A 25,814-nucleotide genomic window follows, 5' to 3' on the forward strand; every position below is an offset into this window, starting at 1 on the left:
GGGCGCCTGAATTTGCTTTCGCGAGCCGATATCGACAGCCGCGCGAACCGTCGCGCAGTGATCGCCCTTCGCGAGTAAATTTCGAAATGGGACAGTTGCTTAAAGCGCATTCGTGTCACGGCCAGATGGCAAGGTCGCCATTTGCAGTGCGCATTCCGCGAATCTCTGGGATCGCGGACTTGTTCTCCGGACACAGACGTGAATCAGCAAGCTGCGCAGATGCGCAACTCGCTATCGCAGGACTGCTATCGCAGGAGATAATCGATAGGATAAAAGTCTAGATGCGGGTAACGACGCACGCGACCGGGCTATACTTGGCCCGATACAGAAGCGCGTGCTCGCGAATGCCATCCAGCCATACGCCACGGCCTGCATAGCGATATCCCTCACCCATCGGGATCAGGCGAACAGGCATCGCACGGTGCGGGGTCAGGTACAGATGGCCGGTGACGATATCACCGGGAAAGGTCACACGGCCGGAGGTCAGCTTGTAGACCGCCCCATTCTGACAATCGACGGAGAAGGCAGCGCCTGGAAGCAGGCCTTCGGCATGCGAGACAGTTGCGCCGGAAGCCGTTCCGGCAGCCACCAACAAACCCAACAGCGTGTGCTTGAAGCGCATCTCAATCCCCTCGTCGACCTCACCCTGACGCATTAAGAGCCCAAGATGCATGGAAGTACAAGATCGCGAAGCGCATAAAACGCCGATATCAGGCCGATTGTCGACGTTGTGTTGTCGAACTATCTCAGAGCGCCAGCGGCAAGGAAGAGCCGCCCCCGAAGCCGTCCACCTCGGCCGCGGGCAACATGTCGGTCTCACTCTCATGATGCGGACGCGCGGCATAGGGCGCGGCGAACAGGCTGACGCCTTTGTGGTCGATGGCGAAAAGCGGCATGAAATGCGGCAGATCGCGCGTTTCCGACAGTCGGGAGTAGCGATTGTCGAGCACCAGCCAGCGGCCATCGACACGGACGGTCAGCACCGCATGGTCCTGGCGCACCGCCATGTCACGCACCAGCATCATCTTGATATCGGCCTCCGGCACGCCCGTTGCGACGAGCATGGCGAATTTGGCGATCGCATAATCTTCGCAATCGCCGATGCCCGCAGATAGCGTCTCGAGCGGCGAACTCCACAGATCGGCGACGCCGTGTTGCTGATAGTCTCCGACATAGCGGATCGCATAGTTGACGTCGCGATTGATCGCCTCGACGCGTGTGCGCAGACCCAACTCGGCGGCGGAACGCGTGACGGCGACAAACTTGCGCGCACCGGCGGCGCAGTTCTCGCTATCAGCCTTGCAGTCCTCGATCGATTTCAAGTCGGCGCGCATACGCGCTTCCACGCCCCGCCATTTCGTCCATAGCAGCCCTTCAGGCGCGCGGAACGTGAACAGGCCGAACGGCTCCTCGCTGGTGGCAGGCAGGATCGCGGCCGGAGACGGCGCATCGCTGATCACCTTGGCATCTGATCCCTGCGACGCGTCCAAGGATGCGAGTTCGATATTGCCGGGCTTTGCACGGTTCTCGCTGTCACGCTTGGCCAGCACCTGGTTGATCGTGAAGAACCGAACCGGCGGCGCGGTCATGCCCGCGTTCGGCGTATCCATGACAGGGCGTTCAAGCACCGTCTTCTTCGCGCGTGACTTTGCAAATGCTCCATCGCAAGCGCTGACGCTTACTACACCGGCGAGCACGAACCCCAGCGCACGCGGGAATGCCCGCGCCTGATCGATACGCAACATGACTGACGCCCCGTTGTCCGGAGCATCGGCCGACGTCATTGCGTCGATCCCCGTCCGGATCTTGTGGCATCAGGGATAAATCGGGGGCTGCTTCAGGCCGGTTAAAACGCGTCAACCTGGGCTTGTATGTCGTTGAACGCGCTCAATCGCCTACCAACGCATTCGCTCGAATTTTAGCGAAGCCTGCGTTTTAAGAGTTCGTTGACTCTGATGGACCGGGAGCCAGGTAACATACGGACCACCGGATGCTCCGTCGCGCTATCAGCGTTCGCGAAACGCCTCGTCGCGCAGCATGCGCGCAGGCTTTACGAGATAATCCAGCACCGACTTCTTGCCGGTCAGGACTTCCACTGTCGCCACCATGCCGGGAATGATCGGCAGCGGCTGCTCGGCAGTGCCGAGATGGTTTTTTTCGGTACGCACCATGACGCGATAGAACGTCTCGCCGCGCTCATTCTTGTCGCCCTTCTCGTCGGTGATCGTATCGGCGCTGATACGTTCGACCCGGCCGTGAAGCGATCCATAGACGGAGGAGTCATAGGCGCTGAGCTTTACAACCGCCTCATGGTCCGGACGGATGAAGGCGATGTCCTGCGGACGAATGCGGCCTTCGACCAGGAGGGTATCCTCAAGTGGCACGATCTCCATCACGCTGGCGCCAGGCGCCACGACCGCGCCAATCGTTGTGACGTTGAGTCTGTTAACGATGCCGTAGACCGGCGACCGCAGTTCAGTACGCCGAACGCGATCCTGCGCGGACTTGATGTTCTCGTCGAGCACCGCGAGATCGCCGCGCGATTTCGCAAGATCATCCTCCGCCGTGGAACGAAATGCCGTGGTGATATTCAAAAGCCGCGACTGCGCTTCCTTCACGGCGGCCTCGGTCTTGACCATGGTCGCCTGTACCACCGCGAGCTGACCGCGCATGTCGGTGGCCTGCCGGTCGGACCGCAGCATCTCGATCTCGGGAACGACCTTCTGCTCATAGAGCCGGCGCGTCAGCAAGGTTTCGCGGGTCAGCAGCGTCAGCGTCTCGGAGAAGCGGGTTTCCGACGCACGGAGCTCGTCGATTTCCTTTTTCTTCTGCCATTCCTGCTGGGCGATCACGTCGATGTCCTGCGCAAGCTTGCGCATATGGGCGTCGAACACGCTGCGCTCGGTCTGAACCGCACGCGGTGCAAGCTTTGTGAGATCTTCCGGAAACTCGACGCTGGTCTTGCCGAAAGTCTCTGCTTCCAATCGGATCACGCGGGCAGCCATGGCACCACGCCGCTCGCGGATTTCGCCAAACTGCGCTGCGAAGTTGGTATCTTCGATGCGGGCCAGCGGCTGATCTTTCCTGACGATCGCGCCTTCCTGGATCAGCAATTCGCTGATGATGCCGCCTTCGAGCGATTGCACCACCTGGGTCTGGCGCGACGGCACCACCTTGCCATTGCCGCGCTTCACTTCATCCAGCACCGCGAAATGCGCCCAGAGCAGGAACACGATGAGGAGACCGGCGACGGTCATCAACAACATCCGCGCCGTGCGCGGCGTACGCATTTCCATGGCCGCACGAACGTCGTTCGAAAATGCGAAATCAGACTGCGACATTGACCGGCCTCCCCGCGGCTTGAGGAGCCTGCGGCTGCGGACGCAAGCGCGTCAGGATCTGATCGGCGGGACCGTCGGCGACGATCTTGCCGTTGTCGAACACGAGAATGCGGTCGACCAGCGACAGTAGCGACGGGCGATGGGTCGAGACGATAATGGACATCTCACCCTTGGCGAGTGTCTTGAGGCGATCGAGGAATTCACCTTCACTGCGCACATCGAAATGCGCAGTGGGTTCGTCGAGGAACAACACGCGCGGCTTGCGGATCAGCACACGGGCGAGGCCAATCGCCTGTTTCTGGCCGCCCGACAGGCTACGGCCGCCTTCGGCAACCATCATATCGTAGCCCTGCGGATGACCGGCGATGAAGGTCTCGACGCCAGACAGCCGTGCAGCCGCGAGCACTTCCTCATCGGTCGCATCGGGACGGCCAAGCGTGATGTTGTCGCGCAGCTTGCCATAGAACAGATCGGTGTCCTGCAGCACGAAACCGATGCCGGCGCGCAGGTCCGCCGGGTCGTATTGCCGGATATCGATGCCGTCGATCAGGATGCTGCCTTCGCTCGGCGGATAGAAAGCCGTCGCCAGACGGCCAACCGTGGTCTTGCCTGAGCCAACCCGGCCGATGATGCCGATCTTCTCGCCAGGCTTCACGTGGAAAGAGATGCCGTCGAGCGCTTTGGCCGGGCTGTTCGGATAGGAGAAGCTGACATTGCGGAATTCGATGCTGCCCTTGGTGATCTCGCGGGCCACGAAGATCTTTTCCGGCGGCCGCTCGCGCTCCGTCGCCATCAGGCGATCGATCGACCGCAGGGCCGACATGGTCTGTGTCGCGCGCGTCATCACAGCCGCGATGCCCGCGATGGGGCCGAGAATGCGGCCCGACAACATATTGGCCGCAACCAGCGCACCAACCGACAGTTTGCCGTCAAGAATGAGGAACACGCCGACCACGACCAGCAACAGGCTGCACAGCTGCGTCGCCACGCTCGCACTTGTCATCGCCAGCGACGACCAGAACTGCACGCCTTCGCTTGAACGCGCCGTCGCGGCGACGGAACGTTCCCACACTGTCTGCACGCGGCTTTCGCCGGCGACAGCGCGAACGGTCTCGATGCCGTTCAGCGACTCGATGAGGATGCCGTGGCGTGCAGCCGATTCCGCCTGCAGGCGCTTCATCGCACGATCGAGCGGCCGCTGGATCAAGAGACCGACGAGGATCATGACGGGCAGCATCGCCAGCGGGATCCAGGCCAGCGGCCCGGCAATCACGAACAGCACTGCAATGAAGATGATCGCGAATATCATATCGGTCGCCGACACGACCGTGCCCGACGTGAAGAATTCGCGCACCGAGTCGAAGTCGCGCATCTGATTGGCGAGAATGCCGACCGAGGGCGGACGCTTGTCCATCTTCAGCGCCATCACATGTTCGAAGATGTTCGACGCCAGCACCACGTCGATCTTCTTGCCGGTCATGTCGATGATGCGGCTGCGGACCACCTTGAGCAGGAAGTCGAATGCGATCGCCAGCGACAGGCCGATACCAAGTGCAACCAGCGACGGGATCGCGCCATTCGGAATGACGCGGTCATACACGCTCATAGTGAACAGCGGCGCGGCGAGCGCCAGCATGTTGACGATGAAAGCTGCAATGGCGACATGGCTGTAGTTGGAGCCGAACCGGCTGACGACGGACCAGAACCAGTGCGCCTTCGGCAAATCGCCGGCGGCGATCGCGCGCGGATCGCTGACGGACGCCGGACGAACGAAATAGACGAAGCCGGCATATTTCTCTTCGACGGCTTCGATGCGCTCCATGGCGATCGCACCGTCACCGACGGGGGTTGCCAGTGTCAGACGGCCACTCGCCAGATCGATGCCGCGCAGAATCCGCGTCGAACCATCGTGAAACAGAAGCACAGCAGGCAGGACCAGCGCAGGGATATCCTTGAGCGGTCGCTCGTTCAGTTCGGCCTCGAGGCCCGCCCGCTGCGCGGCACGCTCATACAGTGCCGTTGTCAGCACGCCGCGCTCAACCGGGAGACCGGCAAGGAGTGCACTGCGGCTGACAGCTCTGCCGTGGTGAGCGGCGAGATAAAGCAGGCTGTCCGTTAACGGATCAGCATGCTGATGCTCGATCTCCGCTACGGGCGCAGCCGGCAGGTCCATTGCAATATCGAACTGGGGTGAGCGAATGTTCAATGCAGCCTCGGAAATTCCAGGCGCCTTGTATGACCCGTGCGCGGATCTACTGGCCTTACAAAATATGACTTGCCAGCTTTACAGGCGATCCTTGCGGAGCGCCTGTACTATTTCGCGGTTCAGACGAATTGCTGAACTTACGGTAAATCCGACCGCGGATTATAAATCCGCGTGCTTAATTGGTTAACGGCGCCCCGCAGAAGCATCGGCCGACACGCTGCCCTGCCCGACCTGGCCCGATGTCACGAACAATGCGTTGGCGTTCGACAGATCTTGCGAGGCCCAGCGATCACCGAACAGCACGGCTTTCGGTTCCAGCGCCGGTGCGAAAGGCGAATTCCAGGTCTGGAACGGCAGAACCGTATTGAGCGGTTCGGATCCCGGCTCCGGCGCCGTCAGCAAGATCGGCGGCAGGCGATACGGGATCAGGCCGGATGCACGGCTCTCGATCGGCTCAGACTCCGGCGGCTTGCCGGTCTTCAGATAGGACAGCAGCTGTCCCATGGCCGCCAGCAACTGATAGTCGGCGAACACGGTGACGCCGCGTGCAGACACCAGCGAGACGTTGGCGTTGAAGTACTGGTTCTGCGAGTTGAGCAGATCGATCAGCGTGCGCTGACCGAGCTCATATTCCTTGTTGTAGGCCACGAAGGTGCGACGGGCGGCTTCAACTTCACGCACCAGCGCTGCTGCACGCTCCGTCGTGATCGTCCGCGCAGCCCACGCCTTGTCGAGCGACTCCAGCGCATCACGCTGCAGGCGTGCATGGCGCTGCTGCTGCTCGATCATGCGTTCGCCAGCTTCGGCGCGCTTCCACGCATCCTGACCGCCGCGGAAGATATCCCAGCTGACGACAACCTTGCCGCTGACTTCATCGCGATTGCCCGGATAGGTGATCGAGTCCTTGCCGCGCAGCGCGCGGCCTTCCAGGGCGACGTTCGGAACGAATGCGCCGGCGGTCGAGTCGAAAGCACGCTTGGCCGCATCGACATCTGCACCAGCGGCGCGGATCGTCGGATTGTACTTGAAGGCGACGTCGAGCGACTCGTTCTTGGTTGCTGGCATATCCGGCAAGCGACCGGGGAAACGCACATTGAACGGCTCAAGACCAACGGTCTTGCGATACTTGGCGCGTGCAAAATCGAGGCTGAGGCGGAAATCCGACAGCACGGCTTCTGCCGCGGCTACACGCTCTTCCGCCTGCTGGGTATCGCCCTCACCGGCACGACCGCCAGCGAAACGCGCGCGGACATTGGCGCGCAGTTCGAGATGAACCTTGAGATTTTGTTCGGCAAGCGCGACCAGACGCAAATAACGCGTCACATCGACATAGGCTTCGGCCGCATCGAGCGCAATCAGTTCGGTCCGTTCAAGCACCCGGAACGCAGCAGCATCGACGCGCGCAGCCTGACGCCAGATGTCGTTGATGGACGCAAAGCCGTCGAACACCAGCTGGCGCACCGTTACCGACGCCTCGCTGCCGTTCACATAAGAGCCATTGCCGGCCGGCGCAGGAACGATTGCCCGGTTCAACATCTCAGGGCCGGTATTCGCCTGCAGCCTGATCTGAGGCAGCAAAGTACCTTGGCTCTGGCGAAGTTCGGCTTCGGTGGCGCGGCGATTGGCAGAAGCCTCGCCGACACCTGGGTTCGTCTTTACCGCCTGATTGATGGCGTCAAGAATGAAAAATGGCTCGGCTGCATAAGCGAACTTGCCGCTCGATCCCAGCAATACAACTACAAGGAAAATCTTTGCGATCTGCTTCATGGATTGAGCGCTAACAAGAAACGGAACTTGCCGCAATCTGAAAGCCACATTTTAGATCGAAAACTGACTCATTGTTGCAAGAATGCATTACCTTGTGCGGAGGCGGCACGGTCCGCTTATCCGTCATGGCATTGTCATTTTCGTCCCTGATTTCAGGCATTTATCAATGCCTAACAACAGGTTAACACGATTTCGTGAGTGGCAGAACCACCTCCAGGACGATGAATGCGCGCTGGGCGGGTCAGAGCGCGCCCAATTGTGGCAACCATCGCTATTTCGTAAAATGGAAAAAGATACGGCATGAAGGGACCGTGGTAGCCCCTCGCCGCCACCAATTCAGGCGAATGCACGCTGTGGGTGCATCGATTCGGGCGAGTATCGCCCGGCCGCCGCTAGCTCCGCTTGTAGTCATCCTCGATGCGAACGATGTCGTCCTCACCAAGGTAGCTGCCCGTCTGCACCTCGATCAGCTCAAGCGGAATCTTGCCGGGGTTTTCCAGACGGTGCGTGGCACCGAGCGGGATGTAGATCGACTCGTTCTCGTGGACGGTCTTGATCTGATCGTTGATCGTCACCTTCGCGGTACCACGCACAACGATCCAGTGCTCGGAGCGATGGTGGTGCATCTGGAGTGACAGCCGCTCGCCGGCTTTGACCACGAGACGTTTCACCTGATAGCGCTCGCCATCCTCAAGAGCCTGCACAGATCCCCATGGGCGATGCACCTTGAGATGATCCTCGGTGACCTGCGGCGCCGTGACCTTCAGCTTCGCCACAAGCCGTTTCAAGCCGTTGGCATCCTTCTGGCGGGAGACCAGCACGGCGTCGTGCGTCGCGACCACCACGAGATCGTCGACGCCCTCCAGCGCCACCACCGGACCATCGCTGGCCACGTTGCAGTTGCGCGAGTCCTCGAACACTGCCACGCCCTGCGCGGCATTGCCCTGTGCATCCTTGTCGGACAGCTCCCACACTGCGAGCCACGAGCCGACATCCGACCAGCCGCAGGACACCGGCACCACGGCCGCCTTCGTCGTCTTCTCCATCACGGCATAGTCGACAGAGATCGATTTTGCCTTCCCGAAAGCGTCCGCATCGAGCGTAAAGAAGCCGAGATCGCGGCCGGCCTTCGCCACAGCGCTGGTGATGGTCTCGACACTGTCGCTGTCGACGCGGCGATATTCATCGAGCAGCATCCCCGCCCGAAACATGAAGTTGCCGCTGTTCCAGAGATACCCGGCCTCAATATAACCGGTTGCCGTCTGCAGATCCGGCTTCTCGACGAATTTGGCGACACTCTTCACCTCGCCGGAAAGCACCTGACCGGGTGAAATATAGCCGTACTCGGTGGCCGGACGCTCCGGCTGAACGCCGAACGTCACAATGTGGCCGGCATCGGCAACCACCAGCCCAGCCCGACACGCCGCCACGAAAGCCGGCACGTCGCGCACCACGTGATCGGCGGCAAGCGCAAGCACGACGGCTTCCTCGTCCCGAGCCTGTGCAAAAGCAGCACCGGCGGCAATGGCCGGGCCTGAATCGCGCCGCGCCGGCTCGAGCAGGATGTCTGCATCGAGCCCGATCTCGGCGAGTTGTTCGCGCACCATGAACCGATAGGCGGCGCTGGTGATGACAATGGGACGATCGAACAAGCCAGCATCGGACACGCGAATCACGGTGTCCTGAAAGGTCGAGCGCGGCCCGAATAATGGCAGAAATTGCTTCGGGCGCCCCTCACGCGATGACGGCCACAGGCGCGTACCAGCACCGCCACACATGATCAGGGGAATAATGCGCTTGCTCATCAGTCGCTCTCAACCCTTCGCGTTCAGATTACCGTAGTGGCTGCGATACCACGTCACGAATTGTCGAATCCCCTCCTCGATCGAGGTATCCGGCTTGAAGCCGACGTCACGCATCAGATCGTCCACATCGGCAAAAGTCTCATGCACATCGCCCGGCTGCATCGGCAGCATCGTCTTGATCGCCTCAAGCCCCAGTTCCTTCTCAAGAACCGAGACCACATGCAAAAGGTCCTCTGGCTTGTGGTTACCGACGTTGTAGATTCGCGCTGGCGCCTCGTCCTCGCTACCGGTCGGCACATGATCAATCAGCCGCCCGATAGCACCGACAACGTCGTCGACATAGGTGAAGTCGCGTCGCATGTTGCCGTGATTGAAGAGCTTGATCGGCTGCTTGTCGAGGATCGCCTTGGTAAACAGGAAGATCGCCATATCCGGCCGGCCCCAAGGACCATAGACGGTGAAGAAACGCAGCCCGGTGGTCGGCAGGCGATAGAGATGGCTGTAGGAATGCGCCATCAACTCGTTGGCCTTCTTCGTCGCAGCATAGAGACTGACCGGGTTGTCGACTCTGTCGCTGACGGAGAACGGTTTCTTCTTGTTGGCGCCATAGACCGAGGATGACGACGCATAGAGCAGATGCGCGCAGCCATTGTGCCGGCATCCTTCGAGGATATTGAGAAAGCCCTCGAGGTTGGCATCGGCATAGGCGTGCGGCTGCTCGATGGAATAGCGCACACCCGCCTGCGCAGCGAGATGAATGACAACAGGGAATTTGTATTCGCCATACAACGCCGCGATCGCGGGACGATCTGCCAGATTCGCCCTCACAAAGGTAAAGCGAGGCTGGCCCTCCAGCAGCTTCAGCCGCGCCTCCTTCAGCGCCGGATCGTAATAGCTGTTGACGCTATCGAGACCAACGACCGTTCGGCCTTCGGCCAGCAGCTGCCGCGTCACGTGGAAACCGATGAAGCCGGCAGCACCGGTGACAAGGATGGGTTGTTCAGACATCGTGTCCCCAGACATTCGCCAGAAATCGCCATGTTGCATGACGATCCGTGTCGCATTCCATTAGCCATCCAGGCGATGATGTTGCAACACTTCGGCATCGCAGCATCCGATTGCGTCAGAAGCGCGGCCTTCGCCGCTAGCTATGCCATGAAAACAGGGTAAGAAGAGCCGCCGTGCATAACTCCGAACTATTTGTCTCATTGCGACCCAAATCTTCCCCGCAACGCATGTCTTTCCTGCGATCAATGTCATCCCGATGTCGTCATTCGAATTGATTACAACCTTCGTCGCTCTGGTTGTAGCCGCTGTTCTGTCCGCGGCTTGCATCAAGGCCATTCATCCGCTGCTTATCCGTTATGCAATGGCGCGACCGAATGCCCGATCGTCCCACAAGGTGCCGACACCGCAAGGCGCCGGCATCGCGGTGATATCAGTCACACTGCTGGTTGCCGGGTGCTCGATTGCAAGTCTTTCCGTTTCAGCGACACCGGCGCTGTGGGTGCTGTTCGCTGCAACGATCCTGATCGCGACCATCGGCGCAATTGATGATCTGCGTCCGATTTCCGTGACGCCGCGACTGCTCCTGCAAGCCGTCAGTATTGCCGCGATCCTGTTTGCCCTGCCCCCGACACTGCAGATCATACCGGGCCTGCCTCTCTGGATCGAACGCGGCTTGCTGCTGCTGGCCGCACTCTGGTTCGTCAATCTCGTGAATTTCATGGATGGGCTCGACTGGATCACAGTGGCCGAGGTGATACCGATTACCGCAGCGCTGGTGCTGATCGGCTTCTCCGGGCAACTGCCGTTATCGACGGCGCTCATTGCCGCTGCGCTTTGCGGCGCCACACTCGGCTTCGCGCCGTTCAATCGGCCCGTTGCGAAGATGTTTCTGGGCGACGTCGGCAGCCTCCCCATCGGGCTGTTGCTGGCCTGGTGCTTCCTGCAACTGGCCTATGCGCACCATCTGGCTGCCGCCATCCTGCTGCCGCTGTACTACCTTGCCGACGCGACCATCACCCTGCTCCGGCGGCTGGCAAAACGCGAGCCGGTGTGGCTGGCGCATCGCTCGCACTTCTATCAGCGCGCGACGGACAATGGCTTCGCCGTGATCGAGGTTGTGCGAACGGCGTTCGTGCTCAATATCGGCCTGGCGGCACTGGCCGGCCTGTCGATCTATCTCCGCTCAGGCGTCGCCGACGCAGCTTTGCTTGTACTTGGCAGCATCGCCGTCGCCGCGGTATTGCGGGCATTCTCGACGCCGCGCCGCTAATGCAGACTCACTGTGCCGCCGCCCGATATTCCGGCACCGCATCCTTCAGCGTCGCCACAGCGACCTCGTGTTGATCCGCCTCAATGGCTTTCCGCAAGATCGCAAGCCAGCTGTTCAGCGTCTCCAACGGCAGTTCGTTCGGGCGGGCGGCGACGATGCCGGCGATACCGATCTCGCTGGTTGGCTCCTGCTCGGCGAACAATATCTCGTTGAGCCGCTCGCCCGGTCGAACACCGGTGAACACGATATCGATATCGTAGCCGGGCTGAAGACCGGACAGCCGGATCATGCGGTCGGCGAGATCGACGATCTTCACCGGCTGCCCCATGCTGAGCACATAGACCGATGCATCCGCATGCTGCGCATTCATCGCATGGGTTGCAGCAGTAACGACCAGATCGCAGGCCTCGCGGATGGTCATGAAGTAGCGCACCATATCAGGGTGCGTCACCGTCACCGGCCCACCGGCTTCGATCTGCGCCTTGAACTTCGGCACGACGGACCCATTCGATGCCAGAACATTACCGAACCGCACCGAGATCAGCCGCATGGGCGATTTGGCGGCACTGCCGCTGATGGCATCGCCATCGAGCGCCTGGCAATACATCTCGGCAAAACGCTTGGTGAGGCCAAGCATCGACACCGGCTCAATCGCCTTGTCGGTCGAGATCATCACCATCGCATCAGCGCCCGATGCGAGCGCCGCATCGGCGACATTCACGGAGCCAAAGATGTTGGTCTTGACACCCTCACCCCAGTCACGTTCCAGGATCGGCACATGTTTCAGCGCGGCAGCATGAAATACCGCATCCGGCTTGAAAGCGATCATCAGTTGATGAATGCGCTCGCGGTCTCTGACATCGGCGATGCGGCCCTCGATCGCCGCGCTGGTAACCTTGGCCGCCAGCTTTTCCATAGCCGCATGAAGCGCCGGCTCCGAATTCTCGATAATGAGCAGCCGTGCCGCGCCGAACGTGATGACGCGGTCGCAGATCTCGTAGCCGATCGAGCCGCCACCGCCGGTCACCACGATCGCCTTGCCGCGCACGAAATTCTCCAGCCGGGCATAGTCGATCTTGACGCTCGGCCGCAGCAACAGATCCTCGACTGCGACCGGCGCCAATTGCGGCGTATCGCGGCTTTCCTCGAGCGACGGAATCCGGCTAACCGTCAGCCCGAGCTTGCGCGCACGCATCAATACCGACTCAGGCAACGCCTCTGCTTCAAACGCCGACGGCGTCATCACGATCCGTTCGATTGGGCGTTGCCGCGTGCTGAAGTCATCAACGACATGACCGAGATCATCGATGCCGCCCAGGACCGGCACACCTCGGATCGCCTGTCCGCGATCGGACATCGCCGGCGACAAGATACCAACCGGCCACATGCGCTTGACGGCACCACTCTCAATGCCGCGCAAGAACACCTCGGCATCGGCCGCACGACCAATCAACAGTGCGGGTGACGCATCCATCGCGCGCGCCTGATTGCGCGTACGCGTATAACGAAAATAGCGATAGGCCAGTCGCGATCCGCTCAGAAAGAATATCTGGATGAACCAGTAGATGATGATCGTTGTCTTGCCGAGGAAGAACGTGCCGTACACGTTCGGCGCCAGGAAGATGTAGTCGAGCACCAGAAGCGCGCCCGTCAGCACCGTGGATGCCTTGATGATATTCAGCAAATCGGGCAGCGAGATGAAGCGCCACTTCGTCGTCGTCAGATTGAACAGGTAACAGACGAAAAAGCTGAAGACGACGAAGTACGGCAGGATCTTCAGGAGCAGCGGCAGCCGATCCCACAGATTTTCGCCATCGAAACGCAGCACGAAGCTGAGAACGACCGCGGCCGCCGTGACGATGGCGTCATGCGTCGCAATCAGCCAGTTGCGGGCAGAAAACTGTGTGATGCGTGTCATGACTGTCCGCTGCGCGCGCGCTCGACCAGCGACGTCGTGCTGTGGCCTTGCAAGATATCGATCAGGATCACCTCTCCGCCGTTCGCGGCGACAACCTCATGGCCGACCACCTGCTCTCGCGTGTAATCGCCGCCTTTGACCAGCGTCGCCGGCGCGATCTGCGTAATCAGGTTCAGTGGGGTATCCTCTTCGAAAATCACGACCAGATCGACCGCTTCCAGCGCCGCAAGCACTTCTGCGCGGGCGCGTTCGTTCTGCACCGGGCGCCCCTCGCCCTTCAACCGCTTCACCGACGCGTCGCTGTTAAGGCCGACGATCAGGCGATCGCAAGTCGCGCGCGCTGCCGTCAGAACCTTCACATGGCCGGGATGCAGGATGTCAAAACAGCCATTGGTGAAACCGATCCGCAACTGCTGCTTGCGCCAGTCGGCCAGTTGCGCATTGAGCTCAGTCGATGCCACGATTTTTTCTTCGGCGGCCAGAAATGCATGCGGCAAAATCCGGCGACGCAGTTCGGACGGTGTAACCACCGCCGTCCCCTTCTTGCTGACAGCAACCGCTGCCGCGGCAGTTGCCGCGCGCAATGCCGCTTCCCAGTCAGCTCCGGCTGCGAGCGCTACAGCCAGCATCGCCGCCACCGTGTCGCCGGCACCCGAGACGTCGCGCACCTTGACCGGCAGCGCCGGCACATGGATGGGCTCGCCATCGCGCGGCACCAGCGTCATGCCATGCTCGCTCTGGGTCACCAGCATCGCGGCGCAGTCCGCCAGAATCATCGCTTCCTGCGCGGCGGTCGCGATGTTGATGTCGCTGTCTGCACGGCTCCGCGTTGCCTCGGCGAATTCCTTGCGGTTCGGCGTCAGCAAGGTCGCGCCGCGATAAATCGCAAAATTTGCGCTCTTGGGATCGACGATGACGCGCTTGCCGAGCTTCTTCGCCGCGTCGATGACGTTGCGGATCACCCGCGCGGTCAGCGCGCCCTTGGCGTAGTCGGACAGCAGTACGATGTCGACACGCGCGAGTTGCGGCAAAATCGTATCGATCAATTGCTTCTCGATGGCGGCGGACGCGGGCGCAGCCAGTTCCCAGTCGGCGCGCAGCATATGCGTCGCGAAATGCTCGGACACGAAGCGCACCTTGCGTGTCGTCGGGCGCGATGAATCCGCGACCAGCAATGCTTCGATCAGAGGCTCCTGCGCGAGCGCATTCTTGAGCGTTGCACCGGCGTCGTCCTCACCGACCAGACCGACAAAGATGCATTTCGCGCCGAGGGCCGCAATATTGCGTGCGACATTGCCGGCGCCACCGATATTGATCTCGCTGCGCTGGACCGCGATGACCGGCGCAGGCGCTTCCGGTGAAATCCGCGACACCTCGCCATAGACGAATTCGTCGAGCATCAGATCGCCGACGCAGAGCACCGTCTGATCGGCAATCGCATGCGACAGGGCATCGAAATCAAACATCACACCGGTACCTGTTGCGCGTTCAGCGGAAGCGATCGGGCTGGTCGAGAAAGCCCTTCACATAATGCGAGACGGCATCTTCCAATGTTGTAGAACCGCCGTTGTAGCCGGCGCCGCGCAACCGATCGACTTCACTCTGCGTGAAATACTGATAGCTGCCGCGAATCTGCACGGGCATATCGATATAGTCGATGTTCGGCCTAGTGCCGAGTGCAGCATAGGCGGCCAGCATCAGATCCTTGAAGCTGCGTGCGGTTCCGGTGCCGACATTGAAGATGCCGCTGACACTGGGCGACGCCAGCAGCCACATCATCACGCGGACGACGTCCTCGACATAGATGAAGTCGCGGCGCTGATCGCCGTCGGCAATACCTTCGCGATGCGACTTGAACAGCTGGATGCCGCGGCCGGCCTTGATGTCGTCGAAGCGCCGCGCCAGCACGCTCATCATCGAGCCCTTGTGGTACTCGTTCGGCCCGAACACGTTGAAGAACTTCAGGCCGGCCCATTGCGGCGGCATCTTTTCGCCCTTGGCGACGCGCTCGGCCACCGCGAGGTCGAACAGGTGCTTGCTCCAGCCGTAGAGGTTCATCGGCCGTAGTTTTTTGAGTTCGGGAACGGTCTGCTCGTCGCGAAAGCCCTGCGCACCATCGCCATAGGTCGAAGCGGACGATGCATAAATCAGCGGCGTCGCATTGGCCGTGCACCAGTCCAGCAGGCGCATCGAGAGGCGGAAATTCGTCTCGATGACCAGATCACCGTCGGTCGCGGTGGTTTCCGAAATCGCGCCGAGATGAATGACCGCATCGAGCTTGCGGCCCTTCAGCCAGTCCATCAGCTCGGCTGGCGGCACTACATCTGCAAGTTGCCGCTTGGCAAGATTACGCCATTTTCCATCATGGCCGAGCACATCGCAGACGGCCACGTCCGCGCGGCCGGCGTCATTCAACGCGGCCACCACATTCGATCCGATAAAACCGGCTCCCCCGGTCACAAGCAGCATGAAGTCCCCGATCTCATGATTGACCCACCTTTGCCTCAACCCTGCCCCACAGGCAACTTGGGCAATGGGATGTTCGTCGCCGCCACGGGGACATGGTTGGAAACATCCCAAATGGCTTTACCTGTCCGAATGGAACGGGTACCGACGTGAGCCGGATATAGCCCGCGGCAGAACAGCGAAGTCCTTGAAAGAATGAACGTAAATTCCCCATACCAGGGCGTGATGGTCGATCCGGACGATACCCGGCCGATCCTGATTGTGCCCTATATGTGGATCGGTGATTTCGTCCGGGGTCATACGCTCGTCCGGGTCTTGAAAGAGCGCTGGCCGAACCGGCCGGTCGATTTACTGGTGACCAGACTGGTCGCCCCGCTGGTCGACTACATGCCGGGCGTGCGCGCAGGCATCGTCTGGGACCTGCCTCGCAGCCAGCTCGCGCTCGCCAAGCAATGGGAACTGGCGGCCACCCTGCGCGCACGGAACTATGGCACCGCGCTGGTGATGCCGCGGACCTGGAAATCGGCTGTGGCACCCGCTCTGGCGGGCATCCCGGAGCGCATCGGCTTTGTCGGCGAGGCGCGCTTCGGCCTGATCAACCAGTGGCGCTGGGGCGAAAAGAAACTGCCGCGCATGATTGACAAGAAATGCGCGCTAGCGCTGCCGGACGGCACGCCACTGCCGCCGGAATGGCCGGTGCCCCAGTTCCGCGTGCCCGCCGACGAGATCGCGCGCTGGCGGCAGACCAATGGGCTGGGAACCGGTCCGGCGGTCGCGCTCGGTCCCGGCTCGGTCGGTTCCTCCAAGCGCTGGACCTATTATGCCGAGGCCGCAAAACTGCTGGTCGCGCGCGGGCTGGACGTCTGGGTCATCGGCGGCCCGGGCGAGAAGGACCTCGCCAACGAAATCATTGCCGCCGCCGGTCCCCGCGCTCGCGACCTCACCACGGGCGACCTGCGCAATGGCGTGATCGGCATGGCCGCCGCCAATGTCGCCGTGGCCAATGATTCCGGCCTGATGCATATTGCTGCGGCTGTCGGCACGCCGACCATCGGCATTTTCGGACCGACCAGCCCGCAGCTATGGGGTCCCCTCAATCCGCTGGCGGCCACCGTGCAGACCAAGACCATTGTCCCGTGCCAACCCTGCCACAGGCCGGTCTGCACCATGAACAACCACGCCTGCATGCGCGACATTCCGGCCGAAGACGTTGCCGGGATCATTCAAGGCGTGATGGCCGAGGCATCCAACAGAAGCCCGCAGATATGACGACCACGCAAACAAAGCCCGCAGCGTTTCTGGATCGCGACGGCGTTATCAATTACGACGACGGCTATATGGGCACACCCGATCGCATCCGCTGGATGCCGAACGCGGCCAAGGCCGTTCGCCGGCTCAATGATGCCGGTTATTTCGTCTTCCTGTTTTCGAACCAGTCCGGCGTCGCACGAGGCTATTTCACCGAAGACGAACTCAATACGCTGTTTAAGTGGATGCGTTCCGAACTCGCCGCACAAGGCGCCCGCATTGATGACGTCCGCTATTGCCCGCACCATCCGGCCGGATCAGTTGCGGGCTATCTGGAAGATCATCACTGGCGCAAGCCGAGCCCGGGCATGATCCTCGATCTGATGCAGCACTGGCCTGTGCAACGCAAAGGTAGTTTTGCCATCGGCGACCGCGATTCGGATATCGAAGCGGCCAAGGCTGCGCACCTGCCCGGCTTCCTGTTTGCAGGTGGAGACTTAGATGCGTTCGTCGCGGATATCCTGCAGGGTCAGAGCAGCCTGCGATAAACCTCAGCGATTCCCCGCGCTTCCGCATCAAGGCTGAATTTGTCGAGCACACGCTGGCGCGCATGTGTGCCCATGGCTGCAGCGGCATCGGGATCGCGCATCAGCGGCTCCAATGCCAGCGTGAGTGCCGCCGCATCGCCGGTCGGCACGAGTTTGCCGGTCACGCCCTCCTCGACCACGATTTCCGCGGCGCCCGCACGCGTTGCGACCAGCGCGGCCCCCGCCGACATCGCCTCGATTAGCGTCAGACCGAAGCCTTCATTGCGCGAAGTGAAAGCGTAGATCGTCAGGCGCTGATACCATCGCTCGACGTCTTCGATCGGCAACTCGCCGGTGATGACGATGCGCGACTGCAGACCGACATCGGCGATCTTCTTCTTGAGCTCATTGGCAAAGCCGATCTGATCCGGCGTGATCGCGCCAACGATAACCGCCGTGAAATCCGGATAACGCGGCAACAACTCGCACATCGCATCGACGAAAAGATCAGTTCCCTTCTGCGCACGCACCCGGCCGAAGCAACCAATCGCATAGCGCCCCGGTAAACTCGCTTCCGCAAACGCCGCCGCACGATCGACGGGCGGCGCGTAGCGATCGGTATCGACGCCATGCGTCACCACAGTCGCCGATCGCTTCAGATACGACGCGGAGATCTCGCTGGTCGCGATGATGGCATCCATCCGACTGATCAGCCAGCGTGTGATCCAGGTATGATGGCGCTGCGCTGCCGAGGTGAAGAGCAGTTTCATCGGCCACCCGAGCGCCTTGAGCAGAACGCCGGCAATCATCTCGTTGTTGCGCCGCGCGTGCCAGATCACCGGCTTGCGGCGCAGCCACAATTTCACGAGATCGCCGATATCCATGCGCGCAATGCCGGCGGGCGCGTCGGATCCAAGCCAAGCCGCGTCGAACATGTCTGCGAGTTTCGGCGCCACCATGCGATTGGTCGCCGTCACACCGGAGTAGCGCCAGTGCAGATTCGTGACGATCAGCTGCAGTTTATCGGCCGTTTTGCCCGCAATCGGCACAGGTGACTCCATTTCGCCCGATTTCCTATACGCAACATTAAGCATAGTGGCCAGTTGCCGGCCGTCGAAACCCACTCTTCATCCCGGGCGCGATAGCGTTCCCAAAACGGGAGAGTGAGTAAATCCAATGACCGTCCTTGTCACCGGCGGCGCCGGTTATATCGGAAGTCACATGGTCCATGCGCTGGTGGAAGCCGGCGAGAGCGTGGTCGTGATCGATAACCTGTCGACGGGCTTTTCCACCTATCTCCCCGAAGGCGTTCCGCTGTTCATCGGCGATGTCGCTGACGAAAATCTTGTCGAGGGCGTGATCGCCGCACATGGCATCGACGCCATCATCCATTTCGCAGGCTCTGTCGTCGTCCCGGAATCGATGCGCGACCCGCTCAGCTATTACCGCAATAACACGATGACGACACGCAACCTGCTCAGCGCAGCGGTGAAATGCGGCGTCAAGCGCTTCATCTTCTCATCGACCGCTGCCGTCTACGGCAATCCCGATTTCACGCCGGTGGCAGAAGATGCCCCAACGCGTCCGCTGTCGCCTTACGGATCATCGAAGCTGATGACCGAGATTATGCTGCACGACATCGCACCGGCCTATGGCATGGAGTTTGTCGCGCTGCGTTACTTCAACGTCGCCGGCGCCGATCCGCAGGGTCGCACAGGCCTCGCCACCATGGGCGCGACGCATCTGCTCAAGATCGCCGTCGAGGCCGCAACCGGTCAGCGCAGCAAGATCGACGTGTTCGGCACCGATTATCCGACGCCCGACGGAAGCTGCATCCGCGACTTCATCCATGTGAGCGATCTTGTGCAGGCCCACCGCGCCGCGCTGAGCTACCTGCGCGAAGGCGGAGCATCGACCACCCTGAATTGCGGCTATGGCCGCGGCTATTCGGTGCTGGAGACCATCGAAGCCGTACGACGTGCATCGGGCCGCAACTTCGCCGTTCAATACGCTCCGCGCCGCGACGGCGACATCATGACCATGATCGCCGATACGTCCCGAATCCGCGCCACGCTGAACTGGACGCCGCAATACGACGATCTAGAAACCATCGCACGTCACGCGCTGGCCTGGGAAGAAAAGCTAGCCCGAGAGCGCTATGGGATCGAATTAATAGCGAAGTCGGCCTAAGCATCCGATCAGCGCCGGCACTGCGTCGGCGTCTCTCCGAAACGCCGTCGAAACCGCTGATTGAAGTATGAGATCTCGTTGAAGCCACTGGCCAGCGCGATCTCACTGATCTTCAGCCGATCGCCCTGCTCGCTCGTCAGCAAACGCATTGCATGTTGCAGACGGCACTCCAGAAGGCGTTCGGTGAAACTCGATCCGGTATCTTGCAGAAGGTCCTGGAGATAGCGCGGCGACAAATCCAACCGACGCGCGACCTGCCCCACTGAAAAATCCGGATCGGCGAAATGGCGGTCGATCTCAGCAATAATCTCCTGCGTCCGTGACGCGCGCAGACCGCGCATCGAAGCGAGTTGCGCGGCGTCACCGCGCGCGCCAAGCGCCAGCGCAGTCAGATCCAGGAGGGTCGTGCTGATATGGCTGTCGAGCTCCGAATCATGCGGATCGCGCAGGAGATCGACAGAGATTTCGATGTAGCGCCGCAAATGGGCCACGACTGCGCGCCGTTCGTCGAGCGGCTGGATCAGGAGATCGTCGACATTGCCAATGAGGGGCAACAGGCGCTCCCTACTGACAGTCAGCGTCGTCGACGAGAAATTCGCATCCGACCGCAAATCGGCCGGACGTCCGTTTGTACCAATAAATGCGCGGTCAGACGACAAGGCCGTCTCGCGCCCCACCTGATCGACAACCAGCGTCCCCTCGCCTCGATGAAACATCAAACAGAAATCATCGTCCGGTCCGCGCGAGATTGCCGTTCTGGATCGTCGGATTCGACTGAACGTGCCGCCGAAGCGGGTGACCCGCACATTCGAATAATCTGCCCAGTGCACAAACGCCGAGAACGGCCGATCTTCAGCACGTGTGATGTCCACGCAGCAGGTGAGCGCTTCCATGTTTTCGCACCACAGCGCGAATTTCTGGTGATCCGGTAATTCCGGACCAAACCCATCTGAGACGAAACTGGCTTGATGCATACGTCCAACTCGCTTCCGACCATTAGTGTAGCAGCACCAGACGATCTCATCACGCACGAATGCTCGTCAATGCAAAACGGAATCCTGCGACCGTATTGGTGTAGTGCGCATATGTGCTGTTGCGACAACGCCACATCGACGCGAAGTTTAGTGGCAGTGCGCGAGAACTAAAATCTGCTACGCGCATGAACAAGACCTCTCCGCCAGCCCTGTCATTGTGCACGTGGAAGCCGCGAGTCCCGGCATCATTCGCAGATGCCTTGGCTCGACGACACTTCACATGCGATCGCCGATGACGGCGATGCATCGGAAATCACTTGCCGCGCGCAAGAAACTGAGGGGCCTGATCATGAAGAGAGTATTCGCTGGCGCAGCACTGCTTATCGGTGCAGCCGTTCCTGCCGTTGCGGCCGACATGCCCTATCCGGTGAAGGCGCCAGTCGCGCCCGTCCAGGTGTTCTCCTGGACAGGCTTCTACGTCGGCGCCAATGTCGGTTTCGGCGGCGACAAGTTCGACTATCCATTTCAGGCTACACAGCGGCAGTTGCAGGCCGAAACTGATCCTCTGGTTGCCAGCACCGCGGGTAAATTCAGCCTAACCTCAAGCGGTTTCTTCGGCGGCGGACAGGCTGGTTACAACTATCAATACAACGGCGGCTTCGTCGTCGGCATCGAGACCGACTTCCAGTGGTCCGGTATCAAGGGCCGCTTCGAGGGTAATCAGACGCTGAACAATAACGGCGTGACCACGTCCGCGGCATTCGGCACCGGCTCCGAAGTCGAATGGTTCGGCACGATTCGCGGACGGCTCGGCTATGCATGGGACCGCGTGTTCCTGTACGGCACCGGCGGCGGCGCCTATGGCCGGGTCAACACCAACGGGAACTTTACTCTGACCGGCCCGAATGGTGTGCTCGGCCAGGTTGCGGCGGTGTCAGCCGGCCAGACACAGTGGGGCTGGACCGCGGGTGCCGGCCTTGAATATGCCTTCGCGCCCCAATGGTCATTCAAGACCGAATATCTCTATGTGGATCTCGGCCGGAGCACGCTGTTCTCCACCGCCGTCAACGACGTCGCCAATGGCTTCTCCTCCAACTCCAGCATCTCGGTCGATACCAGGTTCCACACCATGAAAGCGGGCGTGAATTACCGGTTCTGATCGGGTTACATCCTGCCAACCGGAAGCATGGCGCGTACCTGTCGCGTGCCGTGCTTTCGAGAGATTCTAGGGCAAAATCGGCCCGAATCCGGCGACGGACACCGCCGGGCCAATGGGTTAACAAAGTCTTGGCAAGCCCGATTTTGGCTTGAAAAACCGCGATTTAACGGGCAATCAGGCGGCTGTTTCGCAAGCTGACCCTGACGCCTCGGCAAATCCCTGCCCGGCGCCGTCGCTGGACCGCGGATGGCCAAGATTACTCGCAAAGTCACTGACGATCCTTACGGCGCCTGGGCGCTGATCCGCCGCTTGGTCGCCGAACAGGCGGTCACCTATTGGCGGCGCTATCTCCTGGCCTTCCTGCTGATGGCCGTCTCTGCCGCGACCACCGCGGGCGCCGCCTACATGCTCGGCGAGGTCATCAATCAGGCCTATGTGGACAAGAGCATCGAGCGGATCGCGCTGTTCTCGGGTTTCGTTGTGGTGATCTTCCTGATCAAGGGCGCCTCAACCTACGGCCACACCGTCATTCTCTCGAAGATCTCCAACGCCATCGTTGCCAACAATCAGCGCCGGCTGTTTGCCAAGCTGATGAACGAGAGCATCGGCTTCTTCTCGGAGCGGCATTCATCGGAATTCCTGCAGCGGCTCACCGCAGGCGCCAATTCGGTGACACAGGTGCTCAGCCTGCTGATCAACGCCGTCGGCCGTGACCTGCTGTCGCTGATCGCGCTGGTCGGCGTGATGGTGATGCAGGATCCATATATGGCGCTGTTCGGCTTCCTCGTCGCGCCGCCCGCCATGCTGGTGCTGCGCAAGCTGGTCCGCCGCATCAAGGGCCTCGCCCGCAACCAGTTCACCGGTACCACCGAAATTCTGGAAGTGATGCAGGAATCGCTGCAGGGCATCCGCACGGTGAAGGCCTTCACGCTCGAAAAGACCATGCAGCAACGCATGGAAGCGAGCATCACGGCCGTCGAGCAGAACGCCAACAAGATGGCGCGCGTCTCCAGCCGCTCTAGCCCGCTGATGGAAACGCTGGGCGGCTTCGCCATCGCGGCGTCGCTGATGTATGGCGGCTATCGCGTGGTGGCGATGGGCGCGACACCCGGGCAATTCTTTTCCTTCGTCACCGCCTTCCTGCTGGCCTATGAGCCGGCGAAGCGGCTGGCGCGGCTGAACATCGATCTCAACAGTCAGATCATCGGCGCGCATACACTGCTGGAGATCGTGGACAGTCCGGCTTCCGAGCCAAATGACGACCACAAACCGGCGCTCAAACTGACCGATGCGCGCGTCGAGCTGCATGACGTGACGTTCCGCTATCGCCCCAACGAGGTCGTGCTCAACCGCATGAGCTTCGTCGCCGAGCCCGGCAAGGTTACCGCGCTGGTCGGTCCGTCCGGCGGCGGCAAGTCCACGGTGCTGGCACTGCTGCTGCGACTCTATGAGGTCAGCGAAGGCGACATCACCATCGATGGCCAGTCGATCGGCCAAGTCTCGCGGCGCTCACTGCGCGGCCAGACCGCCTATGTCGGACAGGATGTCTATCTGTTCCGCGGCACGATCCGCGAGAACATCGCCTTCGGCAAACCGGGCGCCACGGAAGACGAGATCGTCGCGGCAGCCAAGGCCGCCTGCGCCCATGATTTCATCATGGGCTTCCCGCTCGGATATGAGACGCCGGTCGGCGAGCACGGCGCACAACTCTCCGGCGGCCAGCGCCAGCGCATCGCCATTGCGCGCGCGCTGGTGAAGAACGCGCCGGTCATCCTGCTGGACGAAGCTACCGCAGCGCTAGATTCCGAATCCGAAAAATCGGTGCAGGAAGCCATCGAGCATCTCTGCCAGAATCGCACCACGATCGTGATCGCCCACCGCCTGCACACCATCATGCATGCCGACGCCATTCTGGTGGTCGAAGGCGGCGAGATCGTCGAGCGCGGCCGCCACGACGATCTGCTGCGCCGTGGCGGGCGCTACGCCTCGTTCTTCCGCTTGCAACATCGTGATGCTTCGCCGCTGGCCCCGCTCGAGGCGTCGGCGTAAGACTTGCTTCTGTTTTCTGCCGCGCAAGCGCGGCATTCGTTTTGATCCCAGCCTTCACAACCAGCCCGAGAGCCGTCCATGACCGCATCGTTCGTTATCGCACCTCCGCCGCAGGCCGCCATCGCCGTTCAGGGCGAGACTTCGAAATTCCCGGTGCGCCGTGTCTGGTGCGTAGGCCGCAACTATCTCGAGCACATCCGCGAACTCGGCAATGACGAGCGTAACCCTCCCTTCTTCTTCGCCAAGCACGCCGACATGATCGTGCCGGATGGCAGCGAGATCCCCTACCCGACCCTGACCAAGGACATGCAGCACGAGGTCGAACTCGTTGTCGCGCTGAAGAGCGGCGGCCTCAACATCTCGCCGGAAAAGGCACTCGATCACGTCTGGGGCTACGGCGTCAGCGTCGATCTCACCCGCCGCGACCTCCAGACCGTCTCGCGCAAGAAGGAGCAGCCCTGGGAAATCGGAAAGTCGTTCGACATGTCAGCGCCCACCGGCGCGCTGGTGCCCGCTTCGAAGGTCGGCCATCCCTCCAAGGGTAAGATCTGGCTCTCGGTGAACGGTACCGAACGCCAGAAGGGTGACCTGTCCGAGATGATCTGGAATATCGCCGAGATCATCGCGAAGCTCTCGCTGCAGGTCGAACTCGGCGCCGGCGACGTCATCCTGACCGGTACCCCGGCCGGCGTTGCGGCGCTGCAGCCTGGCGACAAGGTCGAATGCGGCGTCGATGGCATCGGCACCTTGAAGTTCGAAATCACCGCGCCCAAGTAAGGGCCGCACGCCTTTACTGCGAAAGGCCGCGCATGATGCGCGGCCTTTTTCGTTTCGGCTCCATCAGGGAAGCGATCCATGCCGCTCGAACTAGGTCTCGACACGTTCGGTGACGTCACACGTGGCACAGACGGCGAAATGCTGTCACATGCACTAGTCATCCGGAATGTCATCGACGAGGCCGTCCTCGCCGATCAGCTCGACGTCGACTTCTTTGGCGTCGGTGAGCATCACCGCGCAGACTTTGCCGTATCGGCGCCCGAAGTCGTGCTCGCGGCCATCGCGACGCGCACCAAGCGCATTCGCCTCGGTTCCGCTGTGACCGTGCTGAGCTCCGACGATCCGATCCGCGTCTTCCAGCGCTTTGCCACAGTAGACGCGGTCTCCAATGGCCGCGCCGAGGTCATTCTCGGCCGCGGCTCGTTCACCGAATCCTTCCCGCTGTTCGGCTTCAAGCTCGACCAGTATGAGACGCTGTTCGAGGACAAGCTCGATCTGTTCGCCGCGCTCGCGTCCGAGCCGGAAGTAACCTGGAGCGGCACGACCCGCCCGCCACTCACCAATCAGCGCGTCTATCCACCGATCGATGCCGGCAGGCTGATGACCTGGATTGGCGTCGGTGGCAGTCCCGAGTCGGTTGTTCGCGCGGTGCGCTATGACATGCCCTTGATGCTGGCGATCATCGGCGGCGAGCCCGAGCGATTCAAACCCTATGTCGATCTCTATCATCGCGCCTATGCGCAGATTGATCGGCCGGTGAAGCCGATAGGCGTGCATTCACCTGGCTATGTCGCTGCCAGCGACGAGCAGGCCCGCGAGGAACTGTGGTCCGACTACAAGCAGATGCGCGATCGCATCGGCAAGGAGCGCGGCTGGCCGCCGATGCAGCGCCGCGAATTTGATCAGGAAGCCGAACACGGCTCGCTCTATGTGGGATCGCCCGAAACAGTCGCAAAGAAGATTGCGAAGACAGCAGAGACGCTCGGAATTTCGCGCTTCGATCTGAAATACAGCGCGGGACCATTGCCACACGAGAAGCTAATGACGTGTATCGAGCTATACGGAACAAAGGTCATTCCGATGGTCCGAGAGATGCTCAAATAACAAAA

Annotated in this window: 20 protein-coding genes; 8 read left to right on the plus strand and 12 right to left on the minus strand. The window is 61.1% G+C overall.

The window, feature by feature from the left end:
• Nucleotides 1-277: 277 nt before the first annotated feature.
• The 7 genes from AB8A33_RS16625 to AB8A33_RS16655 form a co-directional block, all read right to left on the minus strand.
• Nucleotides 278-622 (minus strand): hypothetical protein, encoded by a 345-nt coding sequence (locus tag AB8A33_RS16625; protein ID WP_120291157.1) that lies wholly within the window; start codon nucleotides 620-622, stop codon nucleotides 278-280.
• A 124-nt stretch (nucleotides 623-746) separates the two neighbouring features.
• A complete protein-coding gene (locus tag AB8A33_RS16630; protein ID WP_439093750.1) occupies nucleotides 747-1,784 on the minus strand; it encodes a transglutaminase-like cysteine peptidase in 1,038 nt (345 codons plus the stop codon).
• A gap of 222 nt (nucleotides 1,785-2,006) precedes the next feature.
• Nucleotides 2,007-3,341, minus strand: a complete 1,335-nt coding sequence (locus AB8A33_RS16635) for an HlyD family type I secretion periplasmic adaptor subunit (protein WP_120290683.1) — start codon at nucleotides 3,339-3,341, stop codon at nucleotides 2,007-2,009.
• Complete coding sequence (locus tag AB8A33_RS16640) at nucleotides 3,328-5,514, minus strand: type I secretion system permease/ATPase (protein ID WP_120290681.1); 2,187 nt, start codon at nucleotides 5,512-5,514, stop codon at nucleotides 3,328-3,330. Before AB8A33_RS16640 ends, AB8A33_RS16635 begins: the two co-directional genes overlap by 14 nt.
• Nucleotides 5,515-5,730: 216 nt before the next feature.
• Complete coding sequence (locus AB8A33_RS16645; protein WP_089268214.1) at nucleotides 5,731-7,314, minus strand: TolC family outer membrane protein; 1,584 nt, start codon at nucleotides 7,312-7,314, stop codon at nucleotides 5,731-5,733.
• Nucleotides 7,315-7,706: 392 nt separating this feature from the next.
• Nucleotides 7,707-9,119, minus strand: a complete 1,413-nt coding sequence (locus AB8A33_RS16650) for a mannose-1-phosphate guanylyltransferase/mannose-6-phosphate isomerase (protein WP_120290679.1) — start codon at nucleotides 9,117-9,119, stop codon at nucleotides 7,707-7,709.
• A 9-nt stretch (nucleotides 9,120-9,128) separates the two neighbouring features.
• The gene (locus AB8A33_RS16655) at nucleotides 9,129-10,127 is read right to left on the minus strand and encodes an NAD-dependent epimerase (protein ID WP_439093751.1); all 999 of its coding nucleotides are present in this window, start codon (nucleotides 10,125-10,127) and stop codon (nucleotides 9,129-9,131) included.
• Between the two features lie 256 nt (nucleotides 10,128-10,383).
• Here AB8A33_RS16655 and AB8A33_RS16660 point away from each other — a divergent pair, with 256 nt between their 5' ends.
• A complete protein-coding gene (locus tag AB8A33_RS16660) occupies nucleotides 10,384-11,397 on the plus strand; it encodes an MraY family glycosyltransferase (RefSeq protein ID WP_439093752.1) in 1,014 nt (337 codons plus the stop codon).
• A 7-nt stretch (nucleotides 11,398-11,404) separates the two neighbouring features.
• Here AB8A33_RS16660 and AB8A33_RS16665 read toward each other — a convergent pair whose 3' ends face one another.
• The 3 genes from AB8A33_RS16665 to rfaD are packed head-to-tail and all read right to left on the minus strand — an operon-like array spanning nucleotide 11,405 to nucleotide 15,784.
• Entirely contained in the window at nucleotides 11,405-13,315 is a 1,911-nt protein-coding gene (locus tag AB8A33_RS16665) for an SDR family NAD(P)-dependent oxidoreductase (protein WP_439093753.1), read from the minus strand.
• The gene (gene rfaE1 / locus AB8A33_RS16670) at nucleotides 13,312-14,781 is read right to left on the minus strand and encodes a D-glycero-beta-D-manno-heptose-7-phosphate kinase (protein ID WP_439093754.1); all 1,470 of its coding nucleotides are present in this window, start codon (nucleotides 14,779-14,781) and stop codon (nucleotides 13,312-13,314) included. Before rfaE1 ends, AB8A33_RS16665 begins: the two co-directional genes overlap by 4 nt.
• 22 nt (nucleotides 14,782-14,803) lie before the next feature.
• On the minus strand, nucleotides 14,804-15,784 hold the full coding sequence (rfaD, locus tag AB8A33_RS16675) for an ADP-glyceromanno-heptose 6-epimerase (RefSeq protein ID WP_439093756.1): 981 nt from the start codon (nucleotides 15,782-15,784) through the stop codon (nucleotides 14,804-14,806).
• Between the two features lie 192 nt (nucleotides 15,785-15,976).
• On the opposite strand from rfaD, the gene waaF reads away from it, so the two are divergent.
• Entirely contained in the window at nucleotides 15,977-17,050 is a 1,074-nt protein-coding gene (waaF, locus tag AB8A33_RS16680) for a lipopolysaccharide heptosyltransferase II (RefSeq protein ID WP_439093757.1), read from the plus strand.
• Nucleotides 17,047-17,577 carry an HAD family hydrolase gene (locus tag AB8A33_RS16685; RefSeq protein ID WP_439093758.1) on the plus strand — a complete coding sequence of 177 codons (531 nt, stop codon included), beginning with the start codon at nucleotides 17,047-17,049 and terminating at the stop codon, nucleotides 17,575-17,577. Before waaF ends, AB8A33_RS16685 begins: the two co-directional genes overlap by 4 nt.
• Here AB8A33_RS16685 and AB8A33_RS16690 read toward each other — a convergent pair.
• A complete protein-coding gene (locus tag AB8A33_RS16690) occupies nucleotides 17,559-18,617 on the minus strand; it encodes a glycosyltransferase family 4 protein (RefSeq protein ID WP_439093759.1) in 1,059 nt (352 codons plus the stop codon). The genes AB8A33_RS16685 and AB8A33_RS16690 overlap by 19 nt on opposite strands.
• A gap of 115 nt (nucleotides 18,618-18,732) precedes the next feature.
• On the opposite strand from AB8A33_RS16690, the gene galE reads away from it, so the two are divergent.
• Nucleotides 18,733-19,746, plus strand: coding sequence for a UDP-glucose 4-epimerase GalE (gene galE, locus AB8A33_RS16695; RefSeq protein WP_439093761.1), 1,014 nt, complete (start codon nucleotides 18,733-18,735; stop codon nucleotides 19,744-19,746).
• Nucleotides 19,747-19,754: 8 nt separating this feature from the next.
• Here the strand turns inward: galE and AB8A33_RS16700 are convergent, their stop codons facing one another.
• On the minus strand, nucleotides 19,755-20,777 hold the full coding sequence (locus AB8A33_RS16700) for an AraC family transcriptional regulator (RefSeq protein WP_439093763.1): 1,023 nt from the start codon (nucleotides 20,775-20,777) through the stop codon (nucleotides 19,755-19,757).
• Nucleotides 20,778-21,069: 292 nt separating this feature from the next.
• Here AB8A33_RS16700 and AB8A33_RS16705 point away from each other — a divergent pair, with 292 nt between their 5' ends.
• The 4 genes from AB8A33_RS16705 (at nucleotide 21,070) to AB8A33_RS16720 (ending at nucleotide 25,809) form a co-directional block, all read left to right on the plus strand.
• Nucleotides 21,070-21,879, plus strand: coding sequence for an outer membrane protein (locus AB8A33_RS16705; protein ID WP_439063460.1), 810 nt, complete (start codon nucleotides 21,070-21,072; stop codon nucleotides 21,877-21,879).
• Nucleotides 21,880-22,125: 246 nt separating this feature from the next.
• A complete protein-coding gene (locus AB8A33_RS16710; RefSeq protein WP_120290659.1) occupies nucleotides 22,126-23,928 on the plus strand; it encodes an ABC transporter ATP-binding protein in 1,803 nt (600 codons plus the stop codon).
• A gap of 78 nt (nucleotides 23,929-24,006) precedes the next feature.
• Nucleotides 24,007-24,705, plus strand: a complete 699-nt coding sequence (locus tag AB8A33_RS16715) for a fumarylacetoacetate hydrolase family protein (RefSeq protein WP_439093765.1) — start codon at nucleotides 24,007-24,009, stop codon at nucleotides 24,703-24,705.
• A 78-nt stretch (nucleotides 24,706-24,783) separates the two neighbouring features.
• A complete protein-coding gene (locus tag AB8A33_RS16720) occupies nucleotides 24,784-25,809 on the plus strand; it encodes an LLM class flavin-dependent oxidoreductase (RefSeq protein ID WP_439093767.1) in 1,026 nt (341 codons plus the stop codon).
• Nucleotides 25,810-25,814: the final 5 nt, after the last annotated feature.

Origin of the sequence: Tardiphaga sp. 813_E8_N1_3 (genome assembly GCF_051811025.1) — a bacterium.
Taxonomy (GTDB): Bacteria; Pseudomonadota; Alphaproteobacteria; order Rhizobiales; family Xanthobacteraceae; genus Tardiphaga.